This is a genomic window from Streptomyces sp. PR69, from assembly GCF_026420845.1.
Taxonomy (GTDB): domain Bacteria; phylum Actinomycetota; class Actinomycetes; order Streptomycetales; family Streptomycetaceae; genus Streptomyces.
The window spans coordinates 246,768-264,953 of record NZ_JAOWCB010000007.1 but is presented as its reverse complement, the minus strand read 5'-3'; the positions used below and the strand labels follow the sequence as shown (position 1 = coordinate 264,953).

The following is an 18,186-nucleotide window of genomic DNA, read 5'->3' as shown; positions in this document are numbered from 1 at the left end:
CGCCCGTGGCTACGGGGTGGTCTTGACGACGATCTTGCCGTCGACGATGTTCTGCTTCGCCGTGGCCACGGCCTCGGTGACCTCGGTCATCTTGGTGTACGCCGGGTTGGACTCGGCCAGGCCGACGCCGTCCTTGTCCAGGCCGTAGCGGATCTCGCTGGACTGCGGGTCGCCATCCTTGACCGACTTGATCAGGTTGAAGACCGCGTCGGAGACGTCCTTGGTGACCGACGTCAGGATGTGCTCCTTGTAGGCGGCCAGACCCTTCTGGTTGTACTGGTCCGAGTCGACGCCGATCGCCCACTTGTCGGCCTTGGCGGCGGCCTCGATCGCGCCGGAGCCGGCCAGACCGGCGGCCGCGTAGATCACGTCGGCGCCCTTGTCGAGCTGGCCCTGAGCCGCGGCCTTGCCGAGGTCCGGCTTGGAGAAGCCGTCGAAGTTCGGCGGCTGGGTCAGGTACTGCGACAGCACCTCGACGGACGAGTCGGTGTCCTTGACGCCCTGCTCGAAGCCCGCCTGGAACTTCTTGATCAGCGGGGTCTCGACACCGCCGATGAAGCCGACGGTCTTGGACTTGGAGACCTTGGCGGCGGCGACGCCGGCGAGGTACGAGCCCTCCTCCTCGTTGAAGACCAGGTTGGCGATGTTCTTGCCCTGGACGGAGGAGTCGTCGATGAGACCGAAGGTGGTGTCCGGGAACTGCGGCGCGACCTTCTTGATGGCCGGCGCGTAGGCGAAGCCGACGCCGATCACCGGGTTGTTGCCGGCACGGGCCAGCGAGGTGAGGCGCTGCACCTTGTCGGCGTCCGCCTCGCCGTCGGAGGGCTCGGCCTCCGTGCCCTTGATGTCGAGTTCCTTCTCGGCCTTCGACAGACCGGCGTAGGCGGCGTCGTTGAACGACTGGTCGCCGCGACCGCCGATGTCATACGCGATGGCCGCCTTGATCTCACCCGAGTCGGAGGCGGCGTCCGACGAGGTTTTGCCACATGCGGTGGCGGAGAGTGCGAGTGCCGCGGACGCGATGCCCACGGTGGCGAACCTGGTGATCCGGCGCACTGGGAGGCTCCTTCAACCTGACCGAAAGCGCCTCTTCCGGCGCTGGTTTTGCGGCGATCGTAACGCGCGTAGATGCCGGTTAAAGATGCGTTCATCAGTCGTTATCGGATCGTCGCGAAGCGGGGGCGGAGCGGGCGCAGCGTAGCCGCGGCGCTGCCGTATGTATATGGGTGGGGGGTGGCGAGCGGCCGGGGAGGCCCGGCAGAGCGGTTCTTTTCAGCCAGGTTACTGCGGGGGCGGTCTCCGAAACTGGAGGCTCCGCCCCCAGACCCCCTCCTGGGGCGGCGGAGCCAGGGCCCCGCGCGCCTTGTGGGCCCGAACCGGGGCCCGAAGCCAGGGCCCGAGGTGGCGCCCCCGCCGAGGTGGTGTGGCCGGTCAGCCTTGGCGGCTTCGCGGGTGGCGGCACGTTCGGCCGGGGGCCCAAAGGCCCGGGTGGCCTCCGCCACCCTGACCGGGTCGCGGCGGCGCGGAGCTTTGGCTGGGCCGGCCGACCGCAGGTCTCCGGACCGCCGCGGTCCGGATGGCGACACCAATCGCCGGGGCCCGAACCGGGGCCCGAACCGAGGGCGCGGCAGCTTCGCGCCGCTGCCCCCTGTACGGCCTTCGGCCGTGTCCTCAATCTCCCCCAGCTACCGCTGGGGGAGATTGAGGCGCGGGGGTTCGGGGGCGGAGCCCCCGGAAACAGGGCTAGGCGGGCGGCGTGGGGAGCAGCGCCGTCGCCGTGAAGAGTTCGACGCCGACCTCGATCGCCTTCTCGTCCACGTCGAAGTCCCCCCGGTGCAGATCGCGGCCCACCGGATCGCCCGGGGTGCGAACCCCGAGGCGGGCCATCGCGCCGGGGACGTGCTCCAGGTACCAGGAGAAGTCCTCGCCGCCGAGGCTCTGCTCGGTGTCCTCGACCGCGTACACCCCGCGGCGGGCGATCTGGGCGTCACGCAGCAGCTCGGTGATCGCCGCGTCGTTGATCACCGGCGGCACCCCGCGGACATAGTTGATCTGGGACTTGGCGCGGTGCAGCGCGGCGATCTCGTCGATCGCGGCGTGGACGAGGTCCGGCGCGGAGCGCCAGCCGGCCAGGTCGAGGCAGCGGATGGTGCCGGAGAGCTCGGCGTGCTGCGGGATGACGTTGGGGGCGTGGCCCGCTTCGATGCGGCCCCAGGTCAGTGCGAGGCCGGAGCGGGTGTCGACGCGGCGGGCGAGCAGCGCGGGGACCTCGGTGACGACCTTGGCCGCGGCGGTGACCAGGTCGGTGGTCAGATGCGGGCGGGCGGTGTGGCCGCCGGGCCCGTCGAGCGAGACCTCCAGCCGGTCGCAGGCTGAGGTGATGGGCCCGGTGCGCAGGCCGATCTTTCCGGCGTCGACCTTGGGGTCGCAGTGCACCGCGACGATCCGGCCGACGCCGTCCAGCACCCCGGCCGCCACGGCGTCGGCCGCGCCGCCCGGCAGCACCTCTTCGGCCGGCTGGAACAGCAGCCGCACCGGCTGCGGCAGCAGCCCCTCCCGGTGGAGGCCGGCGAGGACGAGCCCGGCGCCCAGGACCGCCGTGGTGTGCACGTCGTGGCCGCAGGCATGGGCCCGGTCGGGCACGGTGGAGCGGTAGGGGACGCCGACCTTGGTGTCGGGGATCGGCAGCGCGTCGATGTCGGCGCGGATCGCCAGCATGGGCGGTCCCGCCGGGTCGGGGTGGCCGATGTCGCAGATGAGTCCGGTCCCTGCCGGTAGCACACGCGGCTTGAGGCCCGCCTGCTCCAGGCGTGCCTTGATCGCGGCGGTGGTGCGGAACTCCTGATTGCCGAGTTCCGGGTGCATATGCAAGTCCCGGCGGAACGCGATCAGTTCGACGCGCAGGGACTCGGGCAGCGTGCCGGGCAGGGCGGCTTGTCCGGGCAGCAGCCCGGCTTCTTGGGACTCGAGGGACATCAACTGGTTCACCCAGTGAAGCGTAGGCCCTTCGAGGGGCCAACTAACGTACGATCAACAAAACTTCAGCCTCATAGGGGAAAGAAAATCGCCCCCACCAGGCATGCTCAAGGGTTGGAGTGGGTAAGCTCACGCGACCGGTGCGGGCAGGTGCTGCACATCGCGCGCGGTCCCCGTCACACCGGCCAGAAAACCCTGCGCCCGCGGGCTCGCGTTCTCCTTGAGCCACTCCGGTGCGATGTCGCAGACCGCCACCTTGATGCCGGTGCCCGCGAGGGCCAGCGGCAGGGTGTGCACCACCGTCGAGGGAAAGCTGAGGACGGTGCCGCCGATCGGGCCGCGCCGGGCGATCAGCTCCAGCGGGAGATCGGGGCGCACGACCTCAAGGCCCGTCTCCGTGGCCAGCCGGTGCAGCTTGTCGGCGCTTTCACGGCGGTGCGCGAAGTAGCGGGTGGCCCCATAGGCGCTGGCCAGTGCCTGTACGGCCGCCAGATACTGCTCCAGGTCCACCACCCCGGTCTCCACCAGCGAGGTGCCCACGAGGTCCGCGCCGCGGGTGAGCTTCGGCGGGCCGTACCGGAAACGGGTCCAGGCGAAGTCGTTGGACGTGACCGTGAGCCCGGGCCGCGGCTCGACGGGCATCGAGGTGAAGACCTCGACCGAACGGTTCGGGGAGGGGCTCAGCCGGCGGCGGGCCAGCAGGGTCACCGGCGCGAGCACCAGTTCACGCGGGCCCCGGCGGCCGCCGCGCCGGTGCCAGCGCACCAGCCGCTCACCCCGCGCGGTCTGGGCGACGAACTCCATCGTCGCCGTGCCGTCGTCCACGACGGTCAGATTCTTGCGGCCCACCAGCGTCAGCAGCATCTGCACATACCGGGAGAACGGGTCCCCGACGACGACGCGCTCGCTGCACCGCAGCAGCGGCACCAGCTGGCGCACCGTCCGCAGCAGGGCGCCGACGCCCCCGCGCGCCTCCTGCCAGCGGACCGTGATCCCCTCCTCGCGGGCCAGCTCCGCCATCCGGCGCAGCTGGCCCCGTGACATGGGGTCGGTGGGCGACAGCACGACCACCGTCAGCGCGGCGGCCCTGCCCGGGCCCGTGCGGACCGCGGGCTGGGCGGGCATGCCCGGCAGCGGCTCCTGCGGGGCGGCATGGGCCCACTCCAGGACGTTCAGCAGCTGGACGGGACTCTCGACGAAGGCGAGGTTCACCGGGATTCACCTCGGGTTGGTGGTCGCGGGCTGGGCCTGGGGTCCGGGCCTGGGGTCTGGGGTCTGGGGTCTGGGGTCCGGGCCTGGGGTCTGGGGCTGGGGTCGCCCCCGGGAGGGCGCGGGAAGCGGCCGAACCGCTGGACCGGGCGCATGCGCTCGGCGGAGGCGATGCTGTGCGGGGGCCGCCCGTGTGCCGTACGGCCGCTCCGGGCGGCGTGTCCGGAGGACCGGGCCCGCCGCCGGAACGACGGCTCGGGAGGCGTCTCGCAGCGACGGGGGCATCCGGCAAAGGCGCACCCGCCAGGCAGCCGCGGGCCCCGGCGCCCGTGGCTCCGCGGCGGCGGGGCTGCGTGGAGCGGACGCCGCCGCCCGCGGCGGGACAGGGCGTGCGACGCCGCCGCCCGCGCGGGACAGGGCCGTACGGCGCGGCCGTCGCCCGGCCTCGTACCCCGCCCTCGTGCACCGCGTGCTGGAACGGCCGGGCGGGGAGGCAGTGGGCGCGCCGCGGCCGTCCGCCGGGACCGAACCGGACGGGACCAGACCCAGCCGCCCCGCCCGACCGCCCGACCGCACGGTCCGGCAGACGGAACCGGGCGTCGGGCCGGGCGGACGGCGGAGCGGGCTCATACGGCGTCGGCGTCGGTGTCGGCGGACCGGGCGTCAGACCGCGGCCGGCGCGGCCTCTGCCGCGGCCTCCGCTTCGGCGACGACGCCCGCGACGCGGCGGAGCTTCTTCATCGGCGCGAGCTCGCTCTCGTACACCTTCTTCACACCGTCGCCGAGCGCGGCCTCGATCGTGCGGATGTCGCGGACGAGCCGCGACAGGCCCTGCGGCTCGACGGAGGCGGCCTGGTCGGAGCCCCACATCGCACGGTCGAGGGTGATGTGGCGCTCGACGAACGCGGCGCCCAGCGCGACCGCGGCGAGGCTGGTCTGCAGACCGGTCTCGTGGCCGGAGTAGCCGATCGGGACGTTCGGGTACTCCTGCATCAGCGTGTTGATCACGCGCAGGTTGAGCTCCTCGGCCTTGGCCGGGTAGGTGGAGGTGGCGTGGCAGAGCAGGATGTTGTCGCTGCCGAGCACCTCGACGGCGTGGCGGATCTGCTTCGGCGTCGACATGCCGGTGGAGAGGATGACCGTCTTGCCGGTGGCGCGCAGGGCGCGCAGCAGCTCGTCGTCGGTGAGCGACGCGGAGGCCACCTTGTGGGCGGGGACGTCGAACTTCTCCAGGAACGCGACGGCCTCGGTGTCCCACGGGGAGGCGAACCAGTCGATGCCCCGCTTCTTGCAGTGCTCGTCGATCTGGCGGTACTCGTCCTCGCCGAACTCGACCCGGTGACGGTAGTCGATGTACGTCATCCGGCCCCAGGGGGTGTCGCGCTCGATGTCCCACTGGTCGCGCGGGGTGCAGATCTCCGGGGTGCGCTTCTGGAACTTGACCGCGTCGCAGCCGGCCTCGGCGGCCGCGTCGATCAGCTTGAAGGCGTTGTCGAGGTCGCCGTTGTGGTTGATGCCGATCTCACCGGTGACATACACGGGGTGGCCGGGGCCGGCGGTCTTGGCGCCGAGGGTGCGCAGTCGCGACGTGCTCATCGGGGGTTGTTCCTTACTTCTCAGAAGTGGCAGGGGACTTACGGGGCGTGGGTGTGCTGTGGCCGTCAGGGGTGTTGAGAGTCGGGCCGAGGAGCCAGGAGGCGATCTCGCGGATCGCGCCCTCGCCGCCGGGGGCCGTGGTGACGGCGCGCGCCGCGGCGCGTACGGATGCGTGCGCGCTGGCGACGGCCACCGGCCAGCCGACGAGGCTGAAGCAGGGGAGGTCGTTGACGTCGTTGCCGGCGTAGAGCACCCGCTCGGGCGCGATGCCGGTCTGGTCGCACCACTGCTTGAGGGCGAGGTCCTTGCGGTCGACGCCGTGCAGCACGGGGATGCGGAGCTTGCGGGCGCGGGCGGCGACGACGGGGTTCTGCTCGGTGGAGAGGATCAGCAGTTCAAGGCCGGCGCCGCGCAGATGGGCGATGCCCAGCCCGTCACCGCGGTGGACGGCGACGAACTCGCGCCCTTCGGCGTCAATGAGCACCCGGTCGTCGGTCTGGGTGCCGTCGAAGTCGAGGACGACGGCGTCCACGTCGTCGCGGGTGGGCAGTGCGGGCGCGTCGAGCAGCGGGGCGAGCGCCCGGGCGCGGGCGAGGTCGTGCGGGTCGTCGACCTCCAGGACCCGTGCGGGGTCGGTGCGTACGAGGGCGGTGCGGCCGAAGAAACGGTGGCCGGCCTCGCGGAAGCCCGCGGCCTTCATGGCGTATGCGGCGCCGGTCTCCAGGAAGTCCTGGGGCCGGTCCTGCCGCCGCGGCCGGCAGGCGGCGTCGTGATTGACACCCGTGCCGGACTCCCGCGGCGCCCCGGCCGTGCCCTCGCCTGCGGTCTCGCCTTTCCTTTCGCGCGTCTCCTCGCGCCAGACGAAGCCGTGGAAGGGCGCCACCGTCACCGCGCTGTCGGCGCCGTCCTCCAAGACCGCGGCGGCGACGCCCTGGACGTCGTCGCGGGTGAGGAACGGGCTGGTGCACTGTACGAGGAGCACGACGTCCGCCGGTGCGCCGTCGTGCATCGCCTCGTGCGCGTCCATGGCGTGCAGCACGGCGGACTCGCTGGTGGCGGTGTCGCCCGCGATCTCCGCGGGGCGCAGCACCACTTCGGCGCCCGCGGCGCGCGCGGCGGCCGCGATGGCGTCGTCGTCGGTGGAGACGACGACGTCGGTGACGAGGGGCGCGGCGAGGCAGGCGCGCACGGCGCGCGCCACGAGCGGCACGCCCGCGACGGGCGCGAGGTTCTTCGCCGGCACGCCCTTGGAGCCGCCGCGGGCGGGGATCACAGCGAGTACGGTCATCGGGGCTCCAGAGGGTCCGGTCGATCCGGTCGATCCGGTCGGTCCAGTCGGTGTGGCTTCACTGCGGGGAGGGCGCGTCACAGCTCGCCCATCCGGCGGATGACGGGCGCGACGCGCTGCACGCCGTGCCGGTACGCGCCGCGGGCCGCCGCCCGCACGGCGTCGCGCAGGACCCTCCGTACGCCGCTGACCTCGGCCTTGGGGGCCGCTCCGGCCAGCGGTGCGCCGTCGGGGGCCAGGTGGTGGCGGGCCAGCAGTCCGGGGAGATAGCCGGGGGCGGTGGCCGGGGTGTAGTACGGGGCGAGCGGCGGGAGCGCGGGCCGCTGGAGCAGCTCGGCGACGCGCTTGCGGGCGGCGTCGAAGGCCGTGTCGTACGAGCCGTCCGCGGCGACACCCTGGCGGGCCAGCCACTCGGGGTCCGGGGCGGGCCGGTGACCCGCGTCGAGCTGGTCGAAGGAGGCGAGCAGCCCGGAGCCGAGGAAGTGGTGGTTGCCGAGGGCTTCGCGGACGCCGAGGTCGGTGAGGACCGCGGTGGGGATGTTGCGGTGGAGGGATTCCAGGGCGGCGGTCGAGGAGACGGTCACCAGCAGATCGGTGCGGTCCAGGACCTCGCCCATATGCCCGTACACCAGGCGGAAGTTGGCCGGCAGCCCGCCCGGCAGCCTCTCGGCGAGCCGCTGGTACGGGAGCTCCTCGATATGGGTGGTGTGCTCCCCGGGCTTGGAACGCAGCTTGAGCAGCACCTCGCGCCCGGGGTGGAGACGGGCGTGCTCGACGAGGCGGCGCAGCAGATAGGTGCGGTCGGCGCGGGTCGCGGGCACGGAGGGCTGGGTGGCGAAGACGAGCGTGTCGCGGCCTTCGCGCCGCTCGTAAGGCGCGCCGCCGAGGAAGGGCAGCGCGGCCTCGGTGACCGAGGAGGCGTCGGCGCCGACTCCCTCGTACACGGCGCGGAAGCGATCGGCGTCATGGCGGGAGTTGGCGAGGACGACGTCCGCGCCATGGCGCAGCAGCAGTCCGTCGGCGAGCTTTTCGTAGACGACGCCGACATAGCCCGTGACGACGACGGGGCGGTGCGCGAGCTTCAGCGCCGCGAGTCCGTGCAGCATGGCCTGGACGGCGCCGCCGACCAGCGCGAGGACGATGACGTCGTACCGCCGGTCCGTGTCCGCGGCGTCCCCGACCGCGCGCAGAAACTCGTTCCCGGTGACCTCGCGGAGCGCGTCCGCGTCCACTCCGACCTCGGCGAGCTGGCGGGGCGTGGGGGTGGCCCGGCCGCGCAGCAGGAAACCGTCAAGTTCCGGTGCGGCTGCCTCTTCGGCCGCCTCGTCGGCTGCGTCTGCGGCTTCGGCTGCGGCGTGCGGGGCGATGCGACGCGCCGTCAGGGCGCCCCATTTCCACCGGGTGTCGGAGTCGGCGAGCACGGCGATCCGCAGGGCCTCGCCGGCACTCGCCTCGCTGGTACTTGTTGGCACGCCGAGGACGTTAGGAAGGCTTTGGGAGTGACGGCCCAACTCGACCGCAACAACGGGTTAACAGGATGCCTACGAATGGGGAAAACGCTTGAGAACCAAGCGGGTTAACTGTTCCGACATTCTTCGTTCACCTGATATCCGCCCTGAGGTCAGGGCGAATGCCGGAGCGGGATCTAGCCTCGCGCAGGTGGTCAAGCTCTCGGTCATCGTGCCGTTCTACAACGTGCAGGCATTTGCTGCCGACACCCTCAAAAGCCTCCAGGTGAATGCTCGCGAGGACTTCGAGTTCCTGCTGGTCGACGACTGTTCGACAGATGGCACGCCGGAGATCCTCAAGCGGGCGGAGCGTGAGATTCCGGGTGCCCGGCTGATCAGACACGAGCAGAACGCCGGGCTGGCCACCGCGCGCAACACCGGCCTGGACGCGGCGGACGGCGAGTATCTGGCCTTCCTGGACGGCGACGACTGGCTGGCCCCCGGCCACTTCGCCCGGCTGCTGTCCGCCATGGAGGAGCTGGGCTGCGACTTCGTACGCACCGACCATGTGCAGTGCACGGGCCGGAAGCGCACCGTCAACCGGGCGCCGATCGGGCGGCGCGGCGAGGTGCTGCGACCGCGGGACGCAATCCTGCCCGCCGACCGGTCGACGGGCGTCGACTATCCGTACGCCTGGGCCGGGATGTACCACCGGCGGCTTGTGGACCGCGGGCTGCTGCACTTCACCCACGGGCTGCGCACCGCGGAGGACCGCCCCTGGATCTGGCGGCTGCACCGTGAGGCGGAGTCATTCGCCGTGATCAGTCACCTGGGAATCTTCTACCGGCGCGGTGTCGCCTCCTCGCTCACCCAGATCGGCGATATCCGGCAGCTCGATTTCATCCGGGCATTCGACCAGGTGATCGAGGAGACAGCGAAAGATCCGGAGGCGGAACGGCTGCTGCCGAAGGCGGTGCGCACATATTGTGCGGTCATTTCCCATCACTTGGGTTCGATTGAGAGGTTCGAGGCGCCCGTGGCGCGGAAATTGCGTGCGATGAGCGCGGCGGCGCTGCGGCGCATGCCGCAGGACGTGCTGAACGAAGCGCTGGACTCCATGGACGCGGAGCGGGCGACGCGGCTGCGCAGAGCGCGGCGGCGGCCGGCCGTCCTGTCCGCTTCCGCGCCTGCGTCCACGCCTGCGTCTGCATCTGCTTCTGCGGAGGCGGCGGCCTGATGCCCACGACGCCCCAGACCACTCAGATCTTCTTTGCCTCGTCGCTGTACGGTGCGGCGACGCTGGCCGCCGCGATCGACAGCGGGTGCTTCGCGCCCGCGGACCGGCGGATGCTGCTGGTCGCCAACAACGCGACGACGCCGGAGACCACGCCGCCGCTGAACCGGATGGACGGCTTCGAGCGGCTGCGCGGCCGCTTCGACGACGTGCGGTCCTGGAACGAGGCGATCGCGCCGTTCCATCCGGCGGGCTGGTCGCCGCGCCAGGACGACATCCCGATGTGGGAGCGGTATCTGCGGATGCTGTGGGACCTGGGGGACGACCTCATCGAACTGGCCGTGGAGTCCATCCAGGTGGTCCCGGCGCTCGCCGTCGCGCAGCTCTTCCCGGACGCCAAGCTGGATGTGTACGCGGACGGGCTGATGAGCTACGGCCCCACCCGGAACAAGATCGACCCGCTGGTGGGCGAGCGGGTGCGCAGGCTCTTCCACCTGGATCTGGTGCCCGGGCTGCGGCCGCTGCTGCTGGCGGAGTTCGGGGCGGAGCCGCGGCTGGTGCCGACGGAGGCGTTCGTCAAGGTGATCGCCGAGCTGTCGGACGGGGTGTCGGCGGCCGTGCCTGCGTCGACGGCGGCAGCCGGGGACGGCGAGGGGCCTGTGCTGCTGCTCGGCCAGTATCTGGCGGCGCTGGGCATCCTCACCGCCGAGGAGGAAGAGGCGCTGCACCTGCGGATGGTGCGGGGCGCGGTGGCGCTGGGACAGCGGCGCATCGTCTTCAAACCGCATCCGACGGCGCCGGCGTCCTGGACCCGGTCCCTGGAGCGCGAGGCCCAGCGCCTGGACGCGGATCTGACGGTCGACGACCGTCCGCTCCTGGCGGAGGTGCTGTACCGGCAGCTCAAGCCCTCCCTGGTGGTCGGCTGCTTCTCGACGGGCCTGCTGACGGCGAGCACCTTCTTCGGAATCCCCGTGGCACGGGTCGGCACGGAGCCGCTCCTGGACCGGCTGACCCCGTATCAGAACAGCAACCGGGTGCCGCTGACGCTGGTGGACGCACTGGTGCCGGACCTTGAGGCGGGCGAGACGGGCCCGCCGAAGGAGGCGGACGAGACGCTGACGGGGCTGGTCAGCGCGGTGGGCTTCGCGATGCAGCCGCAGATCCGGCCCGATCTGCGAGGCGCGGCGGAGTCGTATCTTGCGGGCAGCCTGAGCGCCTCGACGCAGCGGTACTTCAAGCGACGCCGGCTGACGGTGCTCGGCTTGCCGGGCGGGCTGCCGGTGCCGCGCCACGCGGCCCTGCGGAGGGTAGCGCGCCGGGCCCGCAGCCTGAAGCGCAGGAGGGGCTGAAAATGAAGCCCGCCCGCCGATTGAGGACACGGCCGAAGGCCGTACATGAGGTCAGTTACGGGAAGGGGCGGGTAGGGGAAAGCCCCGCCGGCGCTTGAGACGCGGGGCCCCGGGCGGAGCCCTAGGCGCCGAGGGGGTGGTCCGGGGCGAGCACCGCGGCCAGGCGCTGGGCGACGACGGACGCCGTGTTCCCCGCCGGCGCGTCGGGACCTGCGGTCGTCGCGACGGCGATCGCGACGCCCCGCGACGGCAGATACGACTGCTGCGCCGCAAAGCCGTTGAACACGGGATTCTGTACGACCCAGGAGTTCAGGATCACATTGCCCAGCCCGTAGTGCCGCTCCTCGGTCTGCGCCCGGCACACGGTCTCCGGGCAGCGGTCGGTCGGCCCGCCGAGGCCCACGGTGCCGGGGTTGAGCATCGTCCGGTACGAGGCGGGCGACAGCAGCTCCCCAGAGCCGATCGCCTCGGCCGACCGCGCCAGATCACAGATGTCGGTGGTCATCACGGACCCCCGGGCGATGCTCCAGGAAGGATTCCAGTAGGTGGACTCCTCGTAGATCCCGCGCTCGCCGCTGAAGGCGTGGAGCACCGGCTCGGGGATCGCCGGAGTGGTGTCGCTCCGCGTCTCGCGCAGCCCGAACGGCCCGAGTACGCGCTGGCGCAGCAGGGTGGCGAGATCGGTTCCGGTGATCTTCTCCAGTGCCCGGCCGAGCAGCTGGAAGTTGGCGTGCGAGTAGCTCCAGTTGGTCCCCGGCTCATACCAGAGCGGCTTGGCGGTGGAGATCGCGACGACCTCCCGGCCCGTCCACTGGCGGAACGGGTCGGCGTGCAGGGCGTCGAGGAAGGCGGGGTCGGTGACATAGTCCGCCAGGCCCGAGGTGGTGCTGCCCAGCATCCGCAGCGTGATCTTGTCGCCGTGCGGCAGCTTGGGGAACCAGCGGGAGACCGGGTCGTCCAGCCCGACCCGGCCCTCCTGGACCAGCTGGAGCAGCGTGTGCGTCAGATAGGAGATGGCCACCCCGCCGTTGCGGAAGTGCATCCGGGTGTCCGCGGGGACGCCCGTCATCGAGTGCCCCAGGGCCGCGGTCACCATCTCTTTCCCGCGGACGGTGACGCGGAGGAGTACGGAGTTGAGGTCGAGCTCCCGCTTGACCTGCCTGGCGACGTCCACCAGCCGCCCGCCGCGGCCGTCCTGGCCGGAGGCGGCACAGCCGGAGTGGGCGGAGGCCGGGGAGGGAGCGAGCGGGGAGACGGGGGTGACGCCCGCCAGCAGCAGGGCGGAGACGACTGCCGGCAGAGAGAATCTGCGCATGAGGGGACCCTCGCCCCGCGACCCGGCCGCGCCTGCGGGCCCGCCGGGTGTGTCGCCGCTTCGTCACCCGATGTGGCCCGGCCCGCTAACCGGTATGGCGGCACGCGGTTGGCAGCGCTCAGAGGGGCGCGGCACAGTACGCTGCGGACTGCCGCCAGAGCCGCATAGCAGTCAGAGCCGTCAGAGCTGTCAGAACACCTCCCTCGGCTCATACGTCCCCCACACCTCCCGCAGCGCCCCGCACACCTCCCCCACCGTGGCGCGGGCGGCCAGGGCCTGCTTCATCGGGTAGAGGACGTTGGCGTCGCCGCGGGCGGCGGTGCGCAGGGCGGCGAGGGCCGCGTCGACGGCGGGCCGGTCGCGGGCGGCGCGCAGGCGGGTGAGGCGGGCGGACTGCTGGGCCTCGATCGCGGGGTCCACGCGCAGTGGTTCGTACGGCTCCTCCTCGGCGAGGGCGAAGCGGTTGACGCCCACGACGACGCGCCGGCCGCTGTCCGTCTCCTGGGCGATGCGGTAGGCGTTCCGCTCGATCTCGCCCTTCTGGAAGCCGTGCTCGATCGCGGCCACCGCACCGCCCAGCTCCTCGACCTTCTCCATCAGCTCCAGCGCGGCCCGCTCCACGTCGTCCGTCAGGCTCTCGACCGCGTACGAACCGGCGAAGGGGTCCACGGTCGCCGTCACATCCGTCTCGTACGCCAGGACCTGCTGGGTGCGCAGGGCGAGACGGGCGGACTTGTCCGTCGGGAGGGCGATGGCCTCGTCGAAGGAGTTGGTGTGCAGCGACTGGGTGCCGCCCAGCACCGCGGCGAGGGCCTGGACCGCCACCCGGACCAGGTTCACCTCGGGCTGCTGGGCGGTCAGCTGCACCCCGGCGGTCTGGGTGTGGAAGCGCAGCATCAGCGACTTGGGGTCGCGCGCCCCGAACTTCTCGCGCATCAGCCGTGCCCAGATGCGGCGCGCCGCGCGGAACTTGGCGATCTCCTCCAGCAGCGTCGTGCGCGCCACAAAGAAGAAGGAGAGCCGGGGCGCGAAGTCGTCGACGTCCATGCCCGCGGCGAGGGCGGTGCGGACGTACTCGACGCCGTCCGCGAGGGTGAAGGCGATCTCCTGCGCGGGCGAGGCCCCGGCCTCCGCCATGTGGTAGCCGGAGATCGAGATGGTGTTCCAGCGGGGCATCTCGGCCCGGCAGTAGCGGAAGGTGTCGGCGACCAGCCGCAGGGACGGCTTGGGCGGGAAGATATAGGTGCCGCGGGCGATGTACTCCTTGAGCACATCGTTCTGGATGGTGCCCGTCAGTCTGTCCGCCGGCACGCCCTGCTCCTCGGCCACCAGCTGATACAGCAGGAGCAGCACCGCGGCCGGGGCGTTGATGGTCATCGAGGTGGAGACCCGGTCCAGCGGGATGCCGTCGAACAGCACCCGCATGTCGTCGACCGAGTCGACGGCCACGCCGACCTTGCCCACCTCGCCGTGCGCGATCGGCGCATCCGAGTCATGGCCCATCTGGGTGGGCAGGTCGAAGGCGACGGACAGCCCCGTGGTGCCGTGGGCGATCAGATCGCGATAGCGGGCATTGGACTCCACGGCGGTGCCGAAGCCCGCGTACTGACGCATCGTCCAGGGCCGCCCGGTGTACATCGTCGGGTAGACGCCGCGGGTGAAGGGGTACGCGCCGGGCTCGCCCAGCCGCTGCGCCGGGTCCCAGTCCCGCAGCGCCTCGGGGCCGTACACCGGTTCGATGGGCAGTCCCGATTCGGACTCGATGGCCATGTTCACGCCTCCCGCTCGCGGTCTGACGTCCGAGTGCGCCCTGTCCTCATCATGCGCGGGATTGCGCAACCGAGCAGGCCGGGAAACTGTCTCTTGAAGCACAGGAGATTCAGGGGGGCCACATGCTTCGTTCATCGTCCGCGATACGTACAAGATCCATCCGGGGAGCGGCCGCGGCGGCCGTGGTGCTCGCGGTGACCGCGGGCTGCACGGCCCAGGCGGTGGACCGCGGGGCGGGGGCCGGAAAGCCGGGGGACGCCTCGCCCGGCGAGCTGTCCGCGAGCCCGGTCGCGGTGGGGCAGGGGACGGCTTCCGCCTCGCCGTCGCCGTCGCAGTCGCCGTCGCTGTCCGCCTCGCCGTCGGAGAAGCCGTCACCGTCGGAGAAGCCGTCAGAGAAGCCGTCTAAGTCGCCTTCGCCGTCGGCTTCGGCGGAGTCGAGCGAGAGCGCCTCGCCCTCGCCCTCGCCCGAGATCCTGATGCAGCGGGGCGCCAAGGGGGACCGGGTGCGGGAGCTCCAGGCGCGGCTGGCGCAGATCGGCTGGTTCGACGCCGCGCCGACCGGCGTCTACGGGCCGGTGACGGCCAAGGCCGTCCAGGGCTTCCAGACCAAGCGCGGCCTTCCGGCGACCGGCGCGACTGACGCCGTGACCTGGCAGCGGCTGCTGGGGATGACGACCAAGCCCACGCGCGAGGAACTGCTCGGCAAGGCGGTGCGGAAGCCGGCCGCGAAGCCGGACCCGCGCTGTATGAAGGGGCGGGTGCTGTGCATCAGCAAGACCACCCGCACACTCTCCTGGATGATCGACGGCCGGGTGCTGTCGACGATGGACGTCCGCTTCGGCTCCCAGTACACCCCCACCCGCGAGGGCACATTCGATGTGTACTGGAAGTCCCGCGACCATGTGTCGACGCTCTATGACACCCCGATGCCGTACGCGATGTTCTTCAGCGGCGGCCAGGCCGTGCACTACTCGGCGGATTTCGCGGCCCGCGGCTACAACGGCGCGTCCCACGGCTGTGTCAATGTCCGGGACAAGAAAAAGATCGCCGCGCTCTTCGACCAGGTGCGCAACGGCGACAAGGTCGTCATCTACTGGTGATGGTGAGCGGCCGAGCGCGGCGACAGCTGCGACGGCTGGAAAGGGGCGCGGGCGGGACCGGGGGAACGTGTCCCGCCCGCGCCAAATGCGCTGAGCCGTAGGTACGGGGGGAACCCCGGCTCATGCGCCGCCGATGACCAGTCGGCTCACTCATTACTGCGCCGTGGTGCCGAAAAACGTCACACCTTCAGCCAACTTTTTTGAAAGTGCAGGTCAGAAGGGGTGCACAGGTGGTCTGCCGCAGCTCGGCCGACCGCTGGACGGGGGCGGTGTCCCCGTCCGCCGGGGCCGCGCCCCAGGAGTACGAGGAGCGGCTCGCGCCGCGGCCGTCGTCCTTCCGGCTGTTGTCGCCGTCGCCTGCGCCGCCGCCCGGGCGGCCGTTGCCGTTGCCTTCGCGGTCCCGGTCGCCGGCACCGCTCTTTTCGCCGTCGCCGTCGCCGCCGCCGTCGCCTTCACCGTCAGCGTGGCCGTTCAGCAGCCGGTCACAGAACCGCTTCACCTGCTCAGGGCCCTTGGCCTCGGACTCCAGCCGTCGCCGGGCGTCCGGGGCAAGAGCGTCCCGGCGGTAGTCCTTGCAGGCCGCGAGCGACTTCCGACGCCACTCGTCGAAGCCCTCGCCGTCCTTCCGCCCTTCCGACGCGTCGGGCACGGCGGTCGTGCCGGAGTCCGGCTCTCCGCCGGCGCCGCCGCCCGTGCCGTCGTCCTCGGCGTCCGGGCTGCGGCCCGTGCCGCCGGTCGACGTCGGCAGCCCGGGCGGAGCGGTGGGCACCAGGGGGTTCGGGGACGGCCCGTCTGTGCCGCCCGCGGACGACGGCGACTCGGTGCCCAGCGGCTGCGGGCTGGAGACGGCCGGCGAGGAAGCGGCCGGGGGCCGGGGATCGCCGCCGTGGAAGGGGGTGGGCAGCACGCCCGCACCGGTCGCCACGGCCACCCCGCCCAGCGCGCAGCCGGCGACGGCCGCGGCCACGGCGAGGCGCACCGGGCGGCCGAAGACGGAGCCGTGCCGGGGCCGGTCCGGCCCGGAGAACGGCGGCCGGGACGGCTGGCCCGCCCGTGCCCCTCGCCCGATCCGCACGGGGCCGCGGCCGCCCCTGCCGAAGCGGCCCGGGACGCCGGAAGCGCCCGGCGCGGCCGAGGTTGGCGCGAGGTGCGCGGAGGGGTCCGCGGCCTCGGCCCGCGCCTTGCGGAAGGCCGCCAGCGCGGCCGCTTCACCCGGCAGTTCGCCCTCGTCTTCGGGCAGGTCACAGCGGGCCATGCCATGCAGCAACGTTGTCAGACGGGCAGCCTGGTCACGGGCGTGTTCATCGGGGGCCTCGACCGATTCGCCGCGCAGCAGCCTCTCTGCCGCGCTCTTGTCAAGCCACTCGTACCGCTCGTCGGCCATCACATGTCCTTCTGCGTCCGCAGGCGTGATTGCGTCACACCCGCGGGTGCCGTCGCGCCCGGTCGGGGCCCACGCTGCGGCGGTACGGCGTCGAGATCCGCGCCGTGGTGGTGGGCGGAGCCCGCGCCCGTACTTACCTGGTCGGCGCCGATCAGCTCGGCGAGCCGTTTGAGGCCGCGGTGCGCCGCGGTGCGCACGGCCCCGGGCCGCTTGCCCAGCGTCTGGGCGGCGCTCTTCGCATCGAGGCCGACCACGACGCGGAGGACGACGGCCTCCGCCTGGTCCTGCGGCAGCTGGGCGATCAGGGCCAGGGTGCTGTCGGTGGCGAGCGCCTCCATGGCCTCGTCCGCGGTGTCCGACTCGGCGGGCCTGCCGGTCAGCTCGGTCTCATCGCCGCCGACGGCGGGCCGCCGCCCGCGCATCCGGATGTGGTCGAGGGCGCGGTTGCGGGCGATGCGGGCCGCCCAGCCGCGGAAGCGGTCGGCGTCGCCGCTGAAGCGGTCGAGGTCGCGGGCGATCTGCAGCCATGCCTCAGAGGCCACGTCCTCCGCGTCGGCCTCGCCGACCAGCGTCCGGACATACCCGAGCAGCCGCGGATGCACGGCCCGGTACACCGTACGGAAGGCGGTCTCGTCACCGTCCTGTGCCGCGAGCACAGCGACGGTCAGCTCCGCGTCGTCCCCCAGCACTACCTCAACCTGTCCTGAAACCTGCAGCTGGTCACCACTGCCGTGCTGCCGCGCCGTCCTGCGCGGTTCAGCACGCTACGTCCTGTCCGGCCCTCACGTCCATGCCTCGTACAAATCGCAACAACCCGCCGGCCTGACGCCGGGTGTGACAGAAAACGCACTCCCGGCGCTGAGAGAGATGCGGGGCGGCACTGCGGCCCCGCCGAAAGACGGCCGGGGCCTCTCCTGTGGGGGGTGGCGGCCCCGGTCGTCCTTCGGCTCCCTCTCGGGCGCTGGCAGGATACGCGCCCATGGTGCCGAGCCCTGCGCGTCCCCCGGTTCCACCGCACGGCACACGCGTCAGCGTCCGCGGCGGACGATGCGCCGGCGGCCGATGGGCCGACGCCGCGGCGGAGGGCCGGTCCAGGCGGCCCGATCCGCTGAGCGGGGCCCTCCTCCTGCTCAGCGCCCTGGTCGCGGTCAGCGCGCACGTCTGGACCTTCCACGCGTGGTGGCTGCCGCTGATCGCCGTCGCCGTCGGGGTGCTGCTGTTCGCCATCGGCTACGGGACCAAGGCGGGCGGGCGGCTGCAGCGGCTGGCGCTGGGGACCGGCCGCCGTCTCGGATTGCTGATCGCGGCCGGATGGCTGATCGCGGCGGCGACCGTCACGACCCCCTGGGTGCCCCTGGAGCGCGTCGAGCTGCGCGGCGGGGAGACGCTCCGGGGGTACGTCATGCAGGCCGAACCCGGTTTCCTCAAACTGCTCACCGAACAGCACCGGGAGCTCCGCATTCTGACGGACCAGGAGGTCACCTCACGGAAGGAGATCTCGGGGCACTGAGCGCGCT

The 18,186-nt window shown here is 72.3% G+C and carries 15 protein-coding genes; 4 read left to right on the top strand and 11 right to left on the bottom strand.

Going from position 1 to position 18,186, the window contains the following annotated elements; translation table 11 throughout:
* Positions 1-9: 9 nt before the first annotated feature.
* The 6 genes from OF819_RS10020 to OF819_RS09995 form a co-directional block, all read right to left on the bottom strand.
* Positions 10-1,056 (bottom strand): BMP family lipoprotein, encoded by a 1,047-nt coding sequence (locus OF819_RS10020; RefSeq protein ID WP_267243046.1) that lies wholly within the window; start codon positions 1,054-1,056, stop codon positions 10-12.
* A 687-nt stretch (positions 1,057-1,743) separates the two neighbouring features.
* A complete protein-coding gene (locus OF819_RS10015; RefSeq protein ID WP_267243059.1) occupies positions 1,744-2,976 on the bottom strand; it encodes an amidohydrolase in 1,233 nt (410 codons plus the stop codon).
* Positions 2,977-3,105: 129 nt separating this feature from the next.
* A complete protein-coding gene (locus OF819_RS10010) occupies positions 3,106-4,188 on the bottom strand; it encodes a hypothetical protein (RefSeq protein ID WP_267243045.1) in 1,083 nt (360 codons plus the stop codon).
* A 660-nt stretch (positions 4,189-4,848) separates the two neighbouring features.
* Complete coding sequence (locus OF819_RS10005) at positions 4,849-5,781, bottom strand: N-acetylneuraminate synthase family protein (protein WP_267243044.1); 933 nt, start codon at positions 5,779-5,781, stop codon at positions 4,849-4,851.
* A gap of 13 nt (positions 5,782-5,794) precedes the next feature.
* On the bottom strand, positions 5,795-7,069 hold the full coding sequence (locus tag OF819_RS10000; RefSeq protein ID WP_267243043.1) for an acylneuraminate cytidylyltransferase: 1,275 nt from the start codon (positions 7,067-7,069) through the stop codon (positions 5,795-5,797).
* Positions 7,070-7,146: 77 nt separating this feature from the next.
* Entirely contained in the window at positions 7,147-8,541 is a 1,395-nt protein-coding gene (locus OF819_RS09995; RefSeq protein ID WP_267243042.1) for a DUF6716 putative glycosyltransferase, read from the bottom strand.
* Positions 8,542-8,728: 187 nt separating this feature from the next.
* Here OF819_RS09995 and OF819_RS09990 point away from each other — a divergent pair, with 187 nt between their 5' ends.
* Together OF819_RS09990 and OF819_RS09985 are read left to right on the top strand one after the other, a co-directional pair.
* Positions 8,729-9,754: a glycosyltransferase family 2 protein gene (locus OF819_RS09990; RefSeq protein WP_267243041.1), complete on the top strand. Its 1,026-nt coding sequence runs from the start codon at positions 8,729-8,731 to the stop codon at positions 9,752-9,754.
* Entirely contained in the window at positions 9,754-11,100 is a 1,347-nt protein-coding gene (locus OF819_RS09985; RefSeq protein WP_267243040.1) for an alpha-2,8-polysialyltransferase family protein, read from the top strand. The genes OF819_RS09990 and OF819_RS09985 overlap by 1 nt, the downstream gene beginning before the upstream one ends.
* A 121-nt stretch (positions 11,101-11,221) precedes the next feature.
* Here the strand turns inward: OF819_RS09985 and OF819_RS09980 are convergent, their stop codons facing one another.
* The 3 genes from OF819_RS09980 to OF819_RS29245 all read right to left on the bottom strand — a co-directional run bounded on the left by OF819_RS09980 (position 11,222) and on the right by OF819_RS29245 (position 14,678).
* Positions 11,222-12,415, bottom strand: a complete 1,194-nt coding sequence (locus OF819_RS09980; RefSeq protein WP_267243039.1) for a serine hydrolase domain-containing protein — start codon at positions 12,413-12,415, stop codon at positions 11,222-11,224.
* A 189-nt stretch (positions 12,416-12,604) separates the two neighbouring features.
* Entirely contained in the window at positions 12,605-14,185 is a 1,581-nt protein-coding gene (locus OF819_RS09975) for an acyl-CoA mutase large subunit family protein (protein ID WP_267243038.1), read from the bottom strand.
* A gap of 109 nt (positions 14,186-14,294) precedes the next feature.
* Positions 14,295-14,678, bottom strand: a complete 384-nt coding sequence (locus OF819_RS29245; RefSeq protein ID WP_416370498.1) for a hypothetical protein — start codon at positions 14,676-14,678, stop codon at positions 14,295-14,297.
* A gap of 10 nt (positions 14,679-14,688) precedes the next feature.
* Between OF819_RS29245 and OF819_RS29240 the strand changes: the two genes are divergently transcribed.
* A complete protein-coding gene (locus OF819_RS29240) occupies positions 14,689-15,285 on the top strand; it encodes a L,D-transpeptidase family protein (RefSeq protein ID WP_416370497.1) in 597 nt (198 codons plus the stop codon).
* A gap of 187 nt (positions 15,286-15,472) precedes the next feature.
* Here OF819_RS29240 and OF819_RS09965 read toward each other — a convergent pair whose 3' ends face one another.
* On the bottom strand, positions 15,473-16,669 hold the full coding sequence (locus OF819_RS09965; protein ID WP_267243036.1) for a hypothetical protein: 1,197 nt from the start codon (positions 16,667-16,669) through the stop codon (positions 15,473-15,475).
* A complete protein-coding gene (locus OF819_RS09960) occupies positions 16,669-17,358 on the bottom strand; it encodes an RNA polymerase sigma factor (RefSeq protein ID WP_267243035.1) in 690 nt (229 codons plus the stop codon). Before OF819_RS09960 ends, OF819_RS09965 begins: the two co-directional genes overlap by 1 nt.
* 290 nt (positions 17,359-17,648) lie before the next feature.
* Between OF819_RS09960 and OF819_RS09955 the strand changes: the two genes are divergently transcribed.
* Positions 17,649-18,179 (top strand): hypothetical protein, encoded by a 531-nt coding sequence (locus OF819_RS09955; protein WP_267243034.1) that lies wholly within the window; start codon positions 17,649-17,651, stop codon positions 18,177-18,179.
* Positions 18,180-18,186 lie beyond the last annotated feature (7 nt).